This is a genomic window from Piscinibacter sp. XHJ-5 (genome assembly GCF_029855045.1).
Classification (GTDB): domain Bacteria; phylum Pseudomonadota; class Gammaproteobacteria; order Burkholderiales; family Burkholderiaceae_C; genus Albitalea.
The window spans coordinates 5,961,982-5,976,495 of the sequence record NZ_CP123228.1 but is presented as its reverse complement, the minus strand read 5'-3'; the positions used below and the strand labels follow the sequence as shown (position 1 = coordinate 5,976,495).

Annotated in this window: 13 protein-coding genes; 8 read left to right on the top strand and 5 right to left on the bottom strand. The window is 67.6% G+C overall.

What is annotated here, in order from left to right:
- The 8 genes from P7V53_RS28285 to P7V53_RS28250 all read left to right on the top strand — a co-directional run bounded on the left by P7V53_RS28285 (position 1) and on the right by P7V53_RS28250 (position 10,006).
- A complete protein-coding gene (locus P7V53_RS28285; RefSeq protein ID WP_280152822.1) occupies positions 1-243 on the top strand; it encodes a PP0621 family protein in 243 nt (80 codons plus the stop codon).
- Positions 240-2,135 (top strand): ATP-binding protein, encoded by a 1,896-nt coding sequence (locus P7V53_RS28280; RefSeq protein WP_280152821.1) that lies wholly within the window; start codon positions 240-242, stop codon positions 2,133-2,135. The genes P7V53_RS28285 and P7V53_RS28280 overlap by 4 nt, the downstream gene beginning before the upstream one ends.
- Before the next feature lie 14 nt (positions 2,136-2,149).
- Entirely contained in the window at positions 2,150-3,721 is a 1,572-nt protein-coding gene (locus P7V53_RS28275) for a sigma-54 dependent transcriptional regulator (RefSeq protein ID WP_280152820.1), read from the top strand.
- Complete coding sequence (gene ampD, locus P7V53_RS28270; RefSeq protein WP_280152819.1) at positions 3,699-4,289, top strand: 1,6-anhydro-N-acetylmuramyl-L-alanine amidase AmpD; 591 nt, start codon at positions 3,699-3,701, stop codon at positions 4,287-4,289. The genes P7V53_RS28275 and ampD overlap by 23 nt, the downstream gene beginning before the upstream one ends.
- Positions 4,290-4,610: 321 nt before the next feature.
- On the top strand, positions 4,611-7,511 hold the full coding sequence (locus tag P7V53_RS28265) for a ribonucleoside-diphosphate reductase subunit alpha (RefSeq protein WP_280152818.1): 2,901 nt from the start codon (positions 4,611-4,613) through the stop codon (positions 7,509-7,511).
- Between the two features lie 174 nt (positions 7,512-7,685).
- Complete coding sequence (locus P7V53_RS28260; protein ID WP_280152817.1) at positions 7,686-8,906, top strand: ribonucleotide-diphosphate reductase subunit beta; 1,221 nt, start codon at positions 7,686-7,688, stop codon at positions 8,904-8,906.
- Positions 8,907-9,131: 225 nt separating this feature from the next.
- Complete coding sequence (locus tag P7V53_RS28255; protein WP_280152816.1) at positions 9,132-9,572, top strand: histone H1-like DNA-binding protein; 441 nt, start codon at positions 9,132-9,134, stop codon at positions 9,570-9,572.
- A 143-nt stretch (positions 9,573-9,715) separates the two neighbouring features.
- Positions 9,716-10,006, top strand: coding sequence for a DUF167 domain-containing protein (locus P7V53_RS28250; RefSeq protein ID WP_280152815.1), 291 nt, complete (start codon positions 9,716-9,718; stop codon positions 10,004-10,006).
- Between the two features lie 9 nt (positions 10,007-10,015).
- Here P7V53_RS28250 and P7V53_RS28245 read toward each other — a convergent pair whose 3' ends face one another.
- From P7V53_RS28245 to accC, 5 genes are read right to left on the bottom strand one after another with little or no spacing between them, the layout of a single operon-like run.
- On the bottom strand, positions 10,016-10,333 hold the full coding sequence (locus P7V53_RS28245; RefSeq protein WP_280152814.1) for a hypothetical protein: 318 nt from the start codon (positions 10,331-10,333) through the stop codon (positions 10,016-10,018).
- A gap of 49 nt (positions 10,334-10,382) precedes the next feature.
- Positions 10,383-11,288, bottom strand: a complete 906-nt coding sequence (locus P7V53_RS28240) for a carbohydrate kinase family protein (RefSeq protein WP_280152813.1) — start codon at positions 11,286-11,288, stop codon at positions 10,383-10,385.
- Positions 11,289-11,328: 40 nt separating this feature from the next.
- Positions 11,329-12,246 carry a zinc-ribbon and DUF3426 domain-containing protein gene (locus P7V53_RS28235; RefSeq protein WP_280152812.1) on the bottom strand — a complete coding sequence of 306 codons (918 nt, stop codon included), beginning with the start codon at positions 12,244-12,246 and terminating at the stop codon, positions 11,329-11,331.
- Positions 12,243-13,148, bottom strand: a complete 906-nt coding sequence (gene prmA, locus P7V53_RS28230; protein WP_280152811.1) for a 50S ribosomal protein L11 methyltransferase — start codon at positions 13,146-13,148, stop codon at positions 12,243-12,245. Before prmA ends, P7V53_RS28235 begins: the two co-directional genes overlap by 4 nt.
- An 11-nt stretch (positions 13,149-13,159) precedes the next feature.
- Complete coding sequence (gene accC / locus P7V53_RS28225) at positions 13,160-14,509, bottom strand: acetyl-CoA carboxylase biotin carboxylase subunit (protein WP_280152810.1); 1,350 nt, start codon at positions 14,507-14,509, stop codon at positions 13,160-13,162.
- Between the last annotated feature and the right edge of the window lie 5 nt (positions 14,510-14,514).

Genomic DNA, 14,514 nt, shown 5'->3' with positions numbered 1-14,514 from the left:
ATGAAATACCTGATCGTCATCCTGGTCGTGCTGCTGGTGTTGTGGCTTGCGCGCAGCAGCCGCCGCACCGTGCGGCGTGAAGCTTCGCAGCCGCCGTCGTCGGCCCGGCAGCAGCAGCCGATGCTCGCGTGCGCGCACTGCGGCCTGCATCTGCCGCGCGATGAAGCCTTGCCCGGAAGGGGCGGCGTGTTCTGCGGCGAAGCGCATCGCGCAGAGTACGAGAAGGCGCATCCCGCACCATGAGCGCGTACCCCGGCGGGACCGGTGAAAGGCGGCGCGGCGAGAGGCGTGCCAAGCGCCGTCCGGAGCCGCCTGCGGAATCCTGGTTCGGCGCGCTGGGCGTCGAGGACACGCAGGCGGCCGATGGTTTCGATGACGTCGAGTCGCGCTACGACGGTGGCCTCGCCGGTGCCGGCCGCACCGCGCCCGATTCGAAGTTCCTCTCGCGCCAGGCGCGGCGCATCGTCAGCACCGGCCAGACCGCCTTTGACCGCATTCACCGCGTCTTCCTGGGCGCGCGCGCGGCGCTCGGCGTCGCGCTGATCGTGACCGTCGTCGTGGCCGGCATGTTCGGCGCGCGGGCAAGCTATGCGGTGGCCATCGTGAGCGTGGCCTATGCGGCCTTGGCGCTCAGCATGTGGCTGCTGCCTCAGTTCAGGCAGCCGGTGCAGCCGCAGGAGCTGGCCCGTCTCGGCGGCAGGCAGTGGCTGCTGACGATAGGCGCCGACATCGTGTGCTTCACCGCGCTGCACCTGTTGTCGCCGGCCTCGAGCTTCAACTACGTCGCGCTGCTGGTGCTGCCCGTGCTCATGGCCGGGGTGCTGACGCCGCGCATCCAGGCGCTGGCCACGTCGGCGGGTGTTGCCCTGGCGCTGCTCGGCGTCGCCTGGCTGGCCGTGCTGCGAGGCGGCGAGGCGAGCACCCTCATGACGCAGGCCGGCCTCGCCGGCAGCGGCTTGTTCGTCATCACGGTGCTGGCGGGCGAGCTCGCCGGCCGGCTGGCCCGCGAGGAGCTCACCGCCAAGGGCAGCCTCGAGCTGGCGCGCCAGCAGGCGCAGCTCAATCGCCTGGTCATCGAGGAAATGCAGGACGGCGTGCTGGTCGTCGATCGGCGTGGCCGCGTGCGTGCCGCGAATCCGGCGGCGCGCCGCCTGCTCGCACCCAGTGGCATGTGCCGCCCGGCGCCGTTCCAGCTGCGCGGGGTGGAGGCGTGGAACGAGCTGGTGAAGACGGTCGAGCGCGCCTTCGTCGATGCGGTGTGGCCCGAGTCCGGCCGCGACGTGGTGCTCCAGTTCGATTCCGGGGAGACGCGCACGCTGCGCGTGCGCATCCGCTTCACGCGGCGGCACGAGTCGCAGGTGAGCGAGGAGTTCTGCGTGCTGCTGCTGGAGGATGTGCGCAACATGCAGGCACGCACGCGGCAGGAAAAGCTGGCCGCGATGGGGCGCGTGTCGGCCGGCATTGCGCACGAGATCCGCAATCCGCTCGCGGCCATCGCCCAGGCCAACGCGCTCCTGTCCGAGGACGCGACCACGCCGGCGCAGCGTCAGCTCACGCAGATGGTCACCGACAACGTCGAGCGGCTCAAGCGCATCGTCGACGACGTGATGGAGGTCGCGCCGGGGAGGGGCGTCGATGCCGGCGTCATCGATGCCGGGGAGCAGGTTGCCGCGGCTTGCGGCGGCTGGGCGCAGGGGGCCGGCGTCACGCTCGACGATCGCAGCGCGGTGCGGGTGGAGCTGCCCACGGAGCGGCTGGGCGCCGTCTTCGATCCGGATCATCTGCGCCGCGTGATGATCAACCTGCTCGACAACGGCTACCGGCATTCGAGCAAGCAGCCCGGCTCGGTGCAGGTGCGACTGTCGGCGCCCGACGGCGACAGCGTGCGCTTGTCGGTGGCGAGCGACGGCGCGCCCATCCCGCCGGACGTCGAGCGCTATCTGTTCGAGCCGTTCTTCTCCACGCGCAGTCGGGGCACGGGGCTGGGCCTGTATATTTGCCGTGAGCTGTGCGAGCGCTACGGCGCCAGCATCGACTACCGGCTGCGAACCCCCGGCGACCCGACGCGCAACGAGTTCAATGTCGTGATGCGTCGGCAGGCCCTGGTCGACGCCGACGCGCCACTCCTCACCTGAGCTCACACGACACGATGGCCTCACCGTCCCACTTCAGCCTGCTCGTCGTCGACGACGAGCCCGACCTGCGTACGCTCTACGAGCTGACGCTGCTGCGCGAGGGCTACGACATCGAGACGGCGGGCTCCGTGGAAGAGGCGCTGCTGCACCTGAAGGACCGCACCTACAGCGCGGTCATCACCGACATGCGCCTGCCCGACGGCACCGGCCTCGATCTCCTGCGACGGCTGGAGGAGAGCGGTCGCCGCGAGAAGGCCATCGTGATCACCGCCTACGGCTCGGCCGAGAACGCGGTCGAGGCGCTGAAGGCGGGCGCCTACGACTACCTGACGAAGCCGGTCGACCTCAAGCAATTCCGCGCCGTCGTCGCCTCGGCGCTCGGCCGTGCCCCCTCGACGGTGCCGACGATGGTGCCTTCGAGCCTGCCCTCGGAGAACGACATCGGCGCGGCAGCCAGCGCGCCGCCCAGGCCGCCACGGCCGGTGGTGCCGCCTCCGCCGCCCGCCGCGCCGGTGAGCCCCGCGCTCGCACGGATGGCCGGCACGTCCGCGGCGATGCACGAAGTGCGCACGCTGGTCGAGAAAGTGGCACGGAGCATGGCGCCTGTGCTGGTGAACGGCGAATCGGGCACCGGCAAGGAGCTGGTCGCGCGCGCCATCCATGAGGTGAGCGCGCGCAGCCAGATGCCGTTCATCGCGGTGAACTGCAGCGCCATTCCCGAACAGCTGCTGGAAGCCGAGTTCTTCGGCTACCGCAAGGGCGCCTTCACCGGGGCCGCCGAAGACCGCGAAGGCTTTTTCCAGGCCGCCAACGGCGGCACGTTGTTCCTCGACGAGATCGGGGACCTGCCGCTGTCCATGCAGTCCAAGCTGCTGCGCGCCATCCAGGAGCGCTCGGTGCGACCGGTGGGCGCGGTCAGCGAGCAGTCGGTCAACGTGCGCCTGCTGTCGGCCACCCACAAGGACCTGGGTGCCGAGGTGCTGGCGGGACGCTTCCGGCAGGACCTCTACTACCGGCTCAACGTCATCCAGATCCGCGTGCCGCCGCTGCGCGAGCGACTCGAGGACCTCGCCGTCATCAGCGAACGCGTGCTCGAGCGCATTGCGCGCGACGCAAACGTCTCGCCGCCGCCCCGGCTGACGCGCGACGCGCTGGTGCACCTGATGCGGTACCCCTTCCCGGGCAACGTGCGCGAGCTGGAGAACCTGCTGCATCGCGCCGTCGCGCTGTCGGGCGGCGAGGCGATCGACGTCTTCGATCTGGGCCTGCCCGAGACGGTGTTCACCGACAGCGCCGCTCAGGAGCTCGATCTCATCACCGAGAACACCCACGTCGATCCGTCGTTGTTCGCGCCTCCGCCTCCGCCTCCGCCCCCCGCCGCGGCGCCATTGCCCGACGATCTGGCGGCCTACCTCGACGAGGTCGAACGCGACATCCTGCTGCGTGCGCTCGAGCGGCATCGCTTCAATCGCACGGCTGCCGGTGCGAGCCTCGGGCTGTCGCTGCGCCAGATGCGCTACCGCATGGCACGCCTGGGTGTCAGCGTCGGCGGCGACGGCTTCGATGGCGAACGCGGCGGCTCCTGATCGCGTCGCGCCGGACTGGGACGGCGGGTGGTGGCGCGGCGCGCGCCGCTGCGAATCGCCGAACCACGGGCCGCGGCCCGAAGAAGCGGGGGTGTCGCTTGCCCTCATCCACTCCATCAGCCTGCCGCCCGGACAGTACGGCGGCGACGGTGTCGAGCGGCTGTTCACCAACCGCCTCGACTGGGATGAGCATCCCTACTACCAGCGCATCCGCGGGCTGCAGGTCTCGTCGCACTTCTTCATCCGTCGCGACGGCCGGACGGTGCAGTTCGTGTCGTGCGACGAGCGTGCCTGGCATGCGGGACCGTCGTCGTGGCGCGGCCGCGAGAATTGCAACGACTTCTCCATCGGCATCGAGCTCGAAGGCCTCGAAGGCGACACGTTCGAGGCGGTGCAATACGCGGGCCTGGTCACGCTGCTGCGAGCCATCGCTTCGCGCTATCCGCTGACCGCGATCGCGGGCCACGAGCACGTCGCGCCGGGTCGCAAGATCGACCCCGGTCCCGGGTTCGACTGGGCCGCGCTGCAGCGCGAGCTGCAGTGGCCCGACGCGGTGTTTCCTACCTAGCACGCACCCGCGCGAGACTTTGGCGTCAAGCGACGCCATCATCGCCATGAGTGCTTCTCCGTAGCAGGCACGCTATAGGTAGTGTTAGAGTCTCGCCCGGTGCCCCAGATGTAGTGTCTTGAGTTCATCGAGCCATCCACGTGCACTCCACCGAATTTCCACAGCTTTGTCCACATCGGCCGGTCGCGAAGGCCGCGCCGGGCCGGCCGCGGCAAACGCAACGCCGCGTCGACCATCGTCAGAACGAGTACCGACCCTTTGCTGCATTCGCGTGCCTCGCCAGGCGCCCGAACGCCTGAACGCATTTCAAGAAGGACCTCCATGCAAACAGCCGTCAACCGTCCCTTGCCCGCCGCATCGATCGCCGCCGCCGACACGCCCGTTCCTTCCCCCGTGTCGGCCTACCAGGGCTACCAGATCATTCGTCGCAACGGCGCGGTCGTCGCGTTCGAGCCGAACAAGATCGCGGTGGCGCTCATGAAAGCGTTCCTCGCGGTGCACGGCACGCAGGGCGCGGCGTCGGCCAGCGTGCGCGAGACGGTCGACGGGCTCACGGAAACCGTCGTCCGCGGGCTGCTGCGCTCACGTCCCGGGGGCGGCACCTTCCATATCGAGGACGTGCAGGACCAGGTCGAGCTCGGCCTGATGCGCGGCGGCCATCACGAAGTGGCGCGCGCCTACGTGCTGTACCGTGAGCGGCGTTCGCAGGAACGGGCCAAGCAGGGCGCGACGCCGGTGGCGGCGGAGCCGGTGCTGCACGTCGTCGATCGCGGGCAGCGCGTCCCGCTCGACCTGAAGCGCCTGCATGTCCTGGTCGAATCCGCCTGCGAAGGCCTGGGCGCCGACGTGCGGCCCGACCCCATCCTGGCCGAGACCAAGCGCAACCTGTACGACGGCGTGCCGATCGACGAAGTGCACAAGGCGGCCATCCTGGCGGCGCGCACGCTGATCGAGAAGGATCCCGGCTACACGCGCGCCACCGCTCGCTTGCTGCTGCACACCATCCGCAAGGAGATCCTGGGCGAGGAAGTCCTGCAAGGCGAAATGCATGCGCGCTACGCGGAGTACTTCCCGTTGTTCATCAAGAAGGGCGTGCAGGCCGAGCTGCTCGACGAAAAGCTGCTGCAGTACGACATGGCCAAGCTGGGCGCCGCGCTGAAGGCCGACCGTGACCTGCAGTTCGACTACCTCGGCCTGCAGACCCTGTACGACCGCTACTTCCTGCACGTGAACGACGCGCGCATCGAGATGCCGCAGGCGTTCTACATGCGCGTGGCCATGGGCCTCGCGCTGAACGAGATCGACCGCGAGGCGCGCGCGATCGAGTTCTACGAGGTGCTGTCGACCTTCGATTTCATGTCGAGCACGCCGACGCTGTTCAATTCCGGCACGCACCGCTCGCAGCTGTCGAGCTGCTACCTGACAACCGTGGCCGACGACCTCGACGGCATCTACGAGGCGCTGAAGGAAAACGCGCTGCTGTCCAAGTTCGCCGGCGGCCTGGGCAACGACTGGACCAATGTGCGCGCCCTCGGCTCGCACATCAAGGGCACCAACGGCAAGAGCCAGGGTGTGGTGCCGTTCCTCAAGGTCGTCAACGACACGGCGGTCGCGGTCAACCAGGGCGGCAAGCGCAAGGGCGCCGTCTGTGCCTATCTGGAAACCTGGCACCTCGACATCGAGGAGTTCCTGGAGCTGCGCAAGAACACCGGTGACGACCGCCGCCGCACCCACGACATGAACACGGCGAACTGGATTCCCGACCTGTTCATGAAGCGCGTGATGGAGGGCGGCGAGTGGACGCTGTTCTCGCCTTCCACCTGCCCCGACCTGCACGACAAGTTCGGCAAGGCCTTCGAGGAAGCCTACCTGGCCTACGAGGACAAGGTGGCGCGCGGCGAGATCAAGCTCTACAAGAAGATGGCCGCGCGCGACCTGTGGCGCAAGATGCTGTCGATGCTGTTCGAGACCGGCCATCCGTGGATCACGTTCAAGGATGCCTGCAACGTGCGCTCGCCGCAGCAGCACGTCGGCGTCGTGCACTCCAGCAACCTGTGCACCGAGATCACGCTGAACACGAGCGATACCGAGATCGCGGTCTGCAACCTGGGTTCGGTCAACCTGGTCCATCACGTCAAGGACGGCCAGATCGACCACGCCAAGCTGAAGAAGACGGTGGCCACGGCGATGCGCATGCTCGACAACGTCATCGACATCAATTACTACGCGGTCAAGAAGGCACGCGACTCCAACCTGCGGCATCGGCCGGTCGGCCTGGGCATCATGGGCTTCCAGGATGCGTTGCACGAGCTGCGCATTCCCTATGCGTCCGCAGAGGCGGTGGAGTTCGCCGACCGCTCGATGGAGGCGGTGTGCTACCACGCCTACTGGGCGTCCACCGAGCTGGCTGCCGAGCGCGGCCGCTACTCCAGCTACCGCGGCTCGCTGTGGGACCGCGGCATCCTCCCGATGGACACGCTCGACCTGCTGGCCCAGGCGCGCGGCGGCTACGTCGACGTCGACCGCAGCGCGACGATGGACTGGGACTCGCTGCGCCAGCGCATCCAGCAGCACGGCATGCGCAACTCCAACTGCGTGGCGATCGCGCCCACCGCGACGATCTCCAACATCATCGGCGTCAGCGCGTCAATCGAGCCGTCGTTCGGCAACCTGTCGGTCAAGTCCAACCTGTCGGGCGAGTTCACCGTCATCAACGAGTACCTGGTGCGCGACCTGAAGAAGCTCGGGCTCTGGGACGACGTGATGGTGATGGACCTCAAGCACTTCGACGGCTCGCTGCGCCGCATCGACCGCGTTCCCGAGGAGCTGAAGCAGCTCTATGCCACCGCGTTCGAAGTCGAGACCGAGTGGCTGGTCGAGGCCGCGGCACGGCGCCAGAAGTGGATCGACCAGGCGCAGTCGCTCAACATCTACATGGCCGGCGCGTCGGGCAAGAAGCTCGACGAAACCTACAAGCTGGCGTGGACTCGCGGCCTGAAGACCACCTACTACTTGCGCACCATCGGCGCCACGCACGCCGAGAAGTCGACGGTGAAAACCGGCCATCTCAACTCGGTGTCCAGCAGCAGCGGCGGCGCCATGAGCGCGCTCGATGCGGCGGCCGCCGCGGCGCGTGCGCAGATCGAGGCAGCAAGCGAGGCACCCTCGAGCGGCATGAAGCAGTGCCTCATCGACGATCCCACTTGCGAAGCGTGCCAGTGATCACGAATTCGATGCGTCGCACGAGTTTGTTCTCGCGCAGTCGCGCTTCCGCTCGCGCGATGCATCGATGCAATAGAGCAACAACGAACAACAGCGAAGCGCGTCCAATGTCAAGAAGTGCTTGGTGTTTCGACGCAACACTCCGATAATTCGCTCGCACAGGAAACATCCACCATGTTGGTTTGGGAAGAAGAAGTCAGTCCCTCGACATCGAACGCATCCAGCCCCGCGCAGAGTCCGCTGTCTTCCGCGCGTGCGGCCTATCCGTCCTCCGCGACGCTGACTGCCGCTGTGCCGGTCTCGCTGGTCGAGATCGAGTTTCCACTGTCCACCCAGCTGCCGCCCACGCAGGCGGTGCACGTCGCGTCCAGCAGCACACGGCGCGTCAATGCCGCCGACAAGCGCATCATCAACGGCCAGACCGACGTCAATCAGCTGGTCCCGTTCAAGTACAAGTGGGCGTGGGAGAAGTACCTCGCCACCTGCTCCAACCACTGGATGCCTCAGGAGATCAACATGTCGCGCGACATCGCGACGTGGAAGGATTCCAATGGCCTGTCGGAGGACGAGCGCCGCATCATCAAGCGCAATCTCGGCTTCTTCGTCACTGCCGATTCGCTGGCCGCCAACAACATCGTGCTGGGCACGTATCGCCACATCACGGCGCCCGAGTGCCGCCAGTTCCTGCTGCGTCAGGCCTTCGAAGAGGCGATCCACACCCACGCGTACCAGTACATCGTGGAGTCGCTGGGCCTCGACGAGAGCGAGATCTTCAACGCCTATCACGAGGTCGCCTCGATCCGCGACAAGGACGAGTTCCTGGTCCCGTTCATCGACGCGATCATGGATCCCAACTTCCGCACCGGCACGCCGGAGAACGATCGCACGCTGCTGAAGAGCCTGATCGTCTTCGCCTGCCTCATGGAAGGCCTGTTCTTCTACGTCGGCTTCACGCAGATCCTCGCGCTGGGACGCCAGAACAAGATGACCGGCGCGGCCGAGCAGTACCAATACATTCTTCGCGACGAGTCGATGCACTGCAATTTCGGCATCGACCTCATCAACCAGATCAAGCTCGAGAACCCGCACCTGTGGACGGCCGACTTCAAGGCCGAGATCCGCGCGCTGTTCATGAAAGCCGTCGAGCTCGAGTACCGCTATGCCGAGGACACCATGCCTCGCGGCGTGCTCGGCCTGAACGCATCGATGTTCAAGGGCTATCTGCGCTACATCGCCAATCGGCGTGCCACGCAGATCGGTTTGGAAGAGCTCTTCCCGAACGAGGAAAACCCGTTCCCGTGGATGAGCGAGATGATCGACCTGAAAAAGGAGCGCAATTTCTTCGAGACCCGCGTCATCGAGTACCAGTCCGGTGGCGCGCTGTCTTGGGATTGACGGCCCGACGCGGAAACGCAGTGGGCCGACAGTGAGAGATCAAGATTCGCGGATCGTGACGTGCCGACGCCAGAAGCGGCATGCGCGAAACGCAACCTGATTCATCGTATCGGGGCGACCGCTGTCATTTCGGCAGCGGCCAGACCATCGGACGGTGAATAGCCGATTGGCAGCGGATCTGCCGGTGCCAATCGGTGCTTTTGCAACTTGATCAAGGAGAATGTAATGGCAACTGCGAAGAAGTCTGCGGCGAAGAAACCCGCCGCGAAGAAGTCCGCTGCGAAGAAGGCTCCGGCCAAGAAGGCCGCAGCGAAGAAGGCCCCGGCCAAGAAGGCCGCAGCGAAGAAGGCCCCGGCGAAGAAGGCCGCGGCCAAGAAGGCTCCGGCGAAGAAGGCCGCAGCGAAGAAGTCGCCTGCGAAGAAGGCCGCGGCGAAGAAGGCTCCTGCCAAGAAGGCCGCAGCGAAGAAGTCGCCTGCGAAAAAGGCCGCTGGCAAGAAGACCGCCGCCAAGAAGCCCGCTGCGAAGAAAAAGGCTGCTGCGAAGAAGGCCCCGGCCGCTCCCGCGGCCCCTGCCCCTGCGAAACCGGCAGCAGCACCACCACCCGCCGCGAAGACCGCGCTCAGCCCTCAGGCTGCGTGGCCCTTCCCGACAGGCAACAAGCCCTGATCGGAAGCATTGGCAACACTGGAAACCCGGCTTCGGCCGGGTTTTTTTTCTAGTGAAGTCACCGCTGCGCTCTTCCCCCGTTCGTTCAGTATCGCGTGATGTCTCACCAGCCGAGCGATGACTTGTCATCTCGCTGGCCTTGCGTGCGCCGCACCGCCGAGGGCGTCGTGCTCGACGTCAGCGTGGTGCCGGGCTCCAAGCGAACGGAAGTGGTCGGCCTGCATGACGGGGCGTTGCGCCTTCGATTGGCCGCACCGCCTGTCGACGGCAAGGCCAACGAAGCGCTGGTGGCCTGGCTTGCCACCGAACTGAGGTGCGCCCGTCGCGGCGTGTGCCTGTTGCGCGGCGCGGCGTCACGGCGCAAGCAGCTCGCGATCAGCGTTCCGCTGGAGTCGGTGACACGGTGGCTGCAGGGGACGACGAGCGCCGGCTGAAGCGCCGGCTCACATCGGCATCGTGTCGGCGAAGCCGTTGCTCGATGCGGACTTCGGCGCCTGCGAGGCAGGTGGCGATCGTTGGCTGCCGAGTTGTGAAGACGCCACCGCTGCGGCTCGCCTTGCCTCGGACAGCTCGCGCTGAAGCTTTTCGATCTGCTTGCGTGCCTGCGCGAGCTGCTTCGTGCTGGCGTCGAGCTTGGCGTCCGACTTCACGAGCCGGTGCGCCCAGCGTTCCACCCGTCGCCGACAGCGGGTGCGCATGACCGCCCCCACCAGCAGGCCGGCGGCGATCGCAGCGACAGGAACGGCCCAGAAAAACTCCATGATGACCGGCATTTCGGCCGGCCGCCGACGAACTGAAGCCGTGCCGGCGTCAGCCCGTCACCAGGGCCGGATCGATGCGGTGATTTTGCCCACCGCGGCAGGCGATCTTCAGTGCGCCGACGCGATTGCCCAGCGCCACGCAGCGCGCCAGCGGCCATCCGCGCTCCAGTCCGTACAGCAGCGCCCCACGGAAGGCGTCGCCGCAGCCGGTGGGGTCGACCACCTCGGTGGCCGCAACGCCCGGCACGTGGGTGCGCACGCCTTGCTCCCACAGGTCGCAGCCCTCGGCCCCCAGCGTGACGACGACGCCCTTCAGATGCGACCGCGACAGCGACTCGAGCGTCTGCCCGGTTCGGTCGCACAGCATCTTCGCTTCGTAGTCGTTGAGCGCCACCCAGGTGGCCTGGGCGACGAATTGCCTCAGCTCCGCGCCGTCGAACATCGGCAGTCCCTGGCCCGGATCGAACACGAACGGGATGCCCGCAGCGGCGAGCTGCGCGGCGTGCTGCAGCATTGCGTCGCGGCCGTCCGGGGCGATGATGGCGACGGCTATGTCGCTGCGCGCCGGCACCGGCGTCAGGTGCGCCGACTGCATCGCCCCCGGATGGAAGGCGGTGATCTGGTTGTTGTCGGTGTCGGTGATGATGATGGCCTGCGCGGTATAGCTGTCGTCGACGACGCGGACGTGCTCGACGCTGGCACGCCACGACCGCAGCCGCTCGACGTACTCGTGGCCGTCCGACCCGACGGCGGCCAGGACCACCGGCTGGCCCCCCAGCTGAGCCAAGGTGTAGGCGATGTTGCCCGCGCAGCCGCCGAACTCGCGCCGCAGTGTCGGCACGAGAAAGGACACATTCAGGATGTGCACCTGCTCCGGAAGGATCTGCTGTGCGAAGCGGCCGGGGAAGGTGGTGATGGTGTCGAACGCGAGGGACCCGCAGATCAGTGCCGACATGGGCGCTCCAGATGAAGAAGAATGAGAACAGTCACGGACGTCAGGGATAGAACACTTCGACGGTGTAGCCCGACACGCGAGGATTGCCGGCCGCCAGCAGCACCTGCAACGCCGCTTCGGCACCCGGCGGGAGCACGGGGCTCGCGACGCGGAAATCGGCCGGATTCAGCGCACGCCGCGCGACGAGCTGACCGGCCGAGTCGGTGAGGGTCAGGTCGACTGACGGCATGCTCACCGGCAGCGCGCCGCGGTTGCGCAGGGTCACGGAAAGCCGATAGCTGTCGGTGCCCGTCGCCGCGTGGGTCAGCGCGGTGCTTTCCACGCTGACGTCCTCGATGCGGCGCGGTGCTTCGACGGCGCAGCCCGCATGCGCGCACCAGCGCGCCAGCAGCGGCTGCATGGCGGGGAACTGCGCCGCGATGTGGTCGTGGAAGTGATGCACGCCCTGCACGGCGAGCACCGAGCCGAGCAGCAGGCATGCGAGCAGCAGACCCAGGCGCGCGCGCGGCGAGCGGCGACGCGCCTCCTGCTGCTGCGCCTCGCGCACGAACGTGGGCGCATCCGGATCGATGGCCGGCTTGCGGCGGCGCGTCTCGGCGGGGTCCTCGTCGTCCTCGAAGCGGGCGTCGGCGAAGTCGGTGCGGTCGCGCTCGTCGACGGCCTCGGCCGGCGTGCGGTCCACGTCGTCCTGCTCCGGCCGAAAGAAGCGCGACGCGATCCGGTCTTCCTCGTCGAGATCGGCGGCCGTCTTCTCGAAGCCGTCGTCCGGCCGCGCCGCCTTGGCCTGTCCCGGCTGCCAGGGGGGCGGCGATTCCCGCTCCAGATCGAACAGCCCTTCGAGGGCGTTGAAGACTTCGTCGCAGCGGCCGCAGCGCACCCAGCCCTCGGAAACCTTGAGCTGGTCCTGCACGACACGGAATATCGTGCCGCAGGCGACGCAGCGGGTCGCCATGCTCATGGCTGCGCCATCCTGCCCGTCATCAAGATCCAGCCGTCTTCGTTGTCGGCCACCGTCAAAGCGCACCAGGGTGCGTAGGCGTCCTTCAGCTCGTCGGCCTGGCGCTCGAGGATCCCGGCCAGCACCAGGTCGCCGCCCGGCGCGACGTGGCCGCAGAGCAGCGGCGCGAGCAGCTTCAGCGGCGTGGCAAGGATGTTGGCCAGCACCAGCGGATAGCGGCCGTTCGCCGCTTCCGGCAGGCCGGCGTTCAGCACGACGCCGTTGGCCGCGGCGTTGAGCCGGGTCGATTCGACCGCGGCGGGATCGATGTCGACGGCGTCGATGTCGCGAGCGCCGTGCAACGCGGCTCCGATGGCGAGGATGCCGGAGCCGCAGCCGTAGTCGAGCACGCGCGTCCATCCGGGTGCCGCCGCCGGGGCGCGCCGGGCGATCCAGCGCAGGCACATGCGCGTCGTCGGATGCGTGCCGGTGCCGAATGCGAGGCCGGGATCGAGGCCGATCACCTTTTGCGCGGCAGCCGGCGCCTCGTGCCAGCTCGGCACGATCCAGAACGTCGGCGTGATCTCGACCGGCGCGAACTGCGACTGCGTCAGGCGCACCCAGTCCTCGTCGGCCACCTGTGACAGCGACTGCACGTGGATGCCCTGCGCCCAGTCCTGGGCCAGCAGGAGCGTCGCCGCCTCGGTTGCTTCCTGCTCGCTGGCGAACAGGGCGCGCAACACCGAGCGCTGCCAGCCGCCGCGCGGCGCCGGCATGCCCGGCTCGCCGAACAGCGGGTGCTCCACGCCGCTGCCGGCGTCGGCGTCCTCGACCGACACGGACAGCGCGCCCAGCTCGAACCCGAGCGCGTCCGACACCGTCTCCACACGGTCCTCGGGCGCCAGCAGCATCAGCTCGACCATTCGCCGATTCTTTATCGCTTGTGCTTGCCCATCCAGCCTTCCAGATAGTGGATGCTGGTGCCCCCTTCGGCGAACTTCGGGTCGACCATGAGCTCGCGGTGCAGCGGGATGTTGGTGAGGATGCCCTCGACCACCGTCTCGGAAAGCGCAATGCGCATGCGAGCCAGCGCCTGCTCACGGGTGTCGCCGTGCACGATGATCTTGCCGATCATCGAGTCGTAGTTGGGCGGCACGAAGTAGTTGGTGTAGGCGTGCGAGTCGACCCGCACGCCGGGACCGCCCGGCGGATGCCACATCGTGATGCGGCCCGGCGACGGCGTGAACTTGTACGGGTCCTCGGCGTTGACGCGGCACTCGATGGCATGGCCGCGCATCTGGATCTGGCGCTGCGCGAACGGCAGCTTCTCGCCGGCGGCCACGCGGATCTGCATCTGCACGATGTCGATGCCGGTCACCAGTTCCGTCACCGGATGCTCGACCTGCACGCGGGTGTTCATCTCGATGAAATAGAACTCGCCGTCCTCGAACAGGAACTCGAAGGTGCCTGCGCCGCGGTAGCCGATGCGCTTGCAGGCCTGCGCACAGCGCTCGCCGATGCGCTCGATCACGCGTCGGGAGATGCCCGGCGCGGGCGCCTCCTCGATGATCTTCTGGTGGCGCCGCTGCATGGAGCAGTCACGCTCGCCCAGCCACACCGCGTTCTTGTGCTGGTCGGCCAGCACCTGGATCTCGATGTGGCGCGGGTTCTCGAGAAACTTCTCCATGTAGACGGCCGGATTGCCGAAGGCGGCACCGGCTTCTGCCCGTGTGGTCTGTACCGCATGGATCAGCGCCGCCTCGGTGTGCACCACCCGCATGCCCCGGCCGCCGCCGCCGCCGGCCGCCTTGACGATCACCGGATAGCCGATGCTGCGCGCGATGCGGATGATCTCCTTCGGATCCTCCGGCAGCTCGCCTTCGGACCCCGGCACGCACGGCACGCCCGCCTTGATCATGGCCTGCTTGGCCTGGACCTTGTCGCCCATGATGCGGATCGCATCGGGTGTGGGGCCGATGAAGGTGAAGCCGCTTCGCTCCACGCGCTCAGCGAAATCGGCGTTCTCCGACAGGAAGCCGTAGCCCGGATGAATCGCTTCCGCGTCGGTCACCTCGGCGGTCGAGATGATCGCCGGCATGTTGAGGTAGCTCTGCGCCGACGGCGGCGGGCCGATGCAGACCGCCTCGTCGGCGAGCTTCACGTACTTGGCGTCGCGGTCGGCTTCGGAATAGACGACGACCGATTTCACGCCGAGCTCGCGGCACGCCCGCTGGATGCGCAGGGCGATCTCCCCGCGGTTGGCTATCAATATCTTCTTGAACATCGAGT

Coding starts and splice junctions, on each gene's coding strand:
- P7V53_RS28285 (WP_280152822.1), top strand. CDS start 1: ATGAAATACCTGATCGTCATCCTGGTCGTGCTGCTGGTGTTGTGGCTT.
- P7V53_RS28280 (WP_280152821.1), top strand. CDS start 240: ATGAGCGCGTACCCCGGCGGGACCGGTGAAAGGCGGCGCGGCGAGAGG.
- P7V53_RS28275 (WP_280152820.1), top strand. CDS start 2,150: ATGGCCTCACCGTCCCACTTCAGCCTGCTCGTCGTCGACGACGAGCCC.
- ampD (WP_280152819.1), top strand. CDS start 3,699: ATGGCGAACGCGGCGGCTCCTGATCGCGTCGCGCCGGACTGGGACGGC.
- P7V53_RS28265 (WP_280152818.1), top strand. CDS start 4,611: ATGCAAACAGCCGTCAACCGTCCCTTGCCCGCCGCATCGATCGCCGCC.
- P7V53_RS28260 (WP_280152817.1), top strand. CDS start 7,686: ATGTTGGTTTGGGAAGAAGAAGTCAGTCCCTCGACATCGAACGCATCC.
- P7V53_RS28255 (WP_280152816.1), top strand. CDS start 9,132: ATGGCAACTGCGAAGAAGTCTGCGGCGAAGAAACCCGCCGCGAAGAAG.
- P7V53_RS28245 (WP_280152814.1), bottom strand. CDS start 10,333: ATGGAGTTTTTCTGGGCCGTTCCTGTCGCTGCGATCGCCGCCGGCCTG.
- P7V53_RS28240 (WP_280152813.1), bottom strand. CDS start 11,288: ATGTCGGCACTGATCTGCGGGTCCCTCGCGTTCGACACCATCACCACC.
- P7V53_RS28235 (WP_280152812.1), bottom strand. CDS start 12,246: ATGAGCATGGCGACCCGCTGCGTCGCCTGCGGCACGATATTCCGTGTC.
- prmA (WP_280152811.1), bottom strand. CDS start 13,148: ATGGTCGAGCTGATGCTGCTGGCGCCCGAGGACCGTGTGGAGACGGTG.
- accC (WP_280152810.1), bottom strand. CDS start 14,509: ATGTTCAAGAAGATATTGATAGCCAACCGCGGGGAGATCGCCCTGCGC.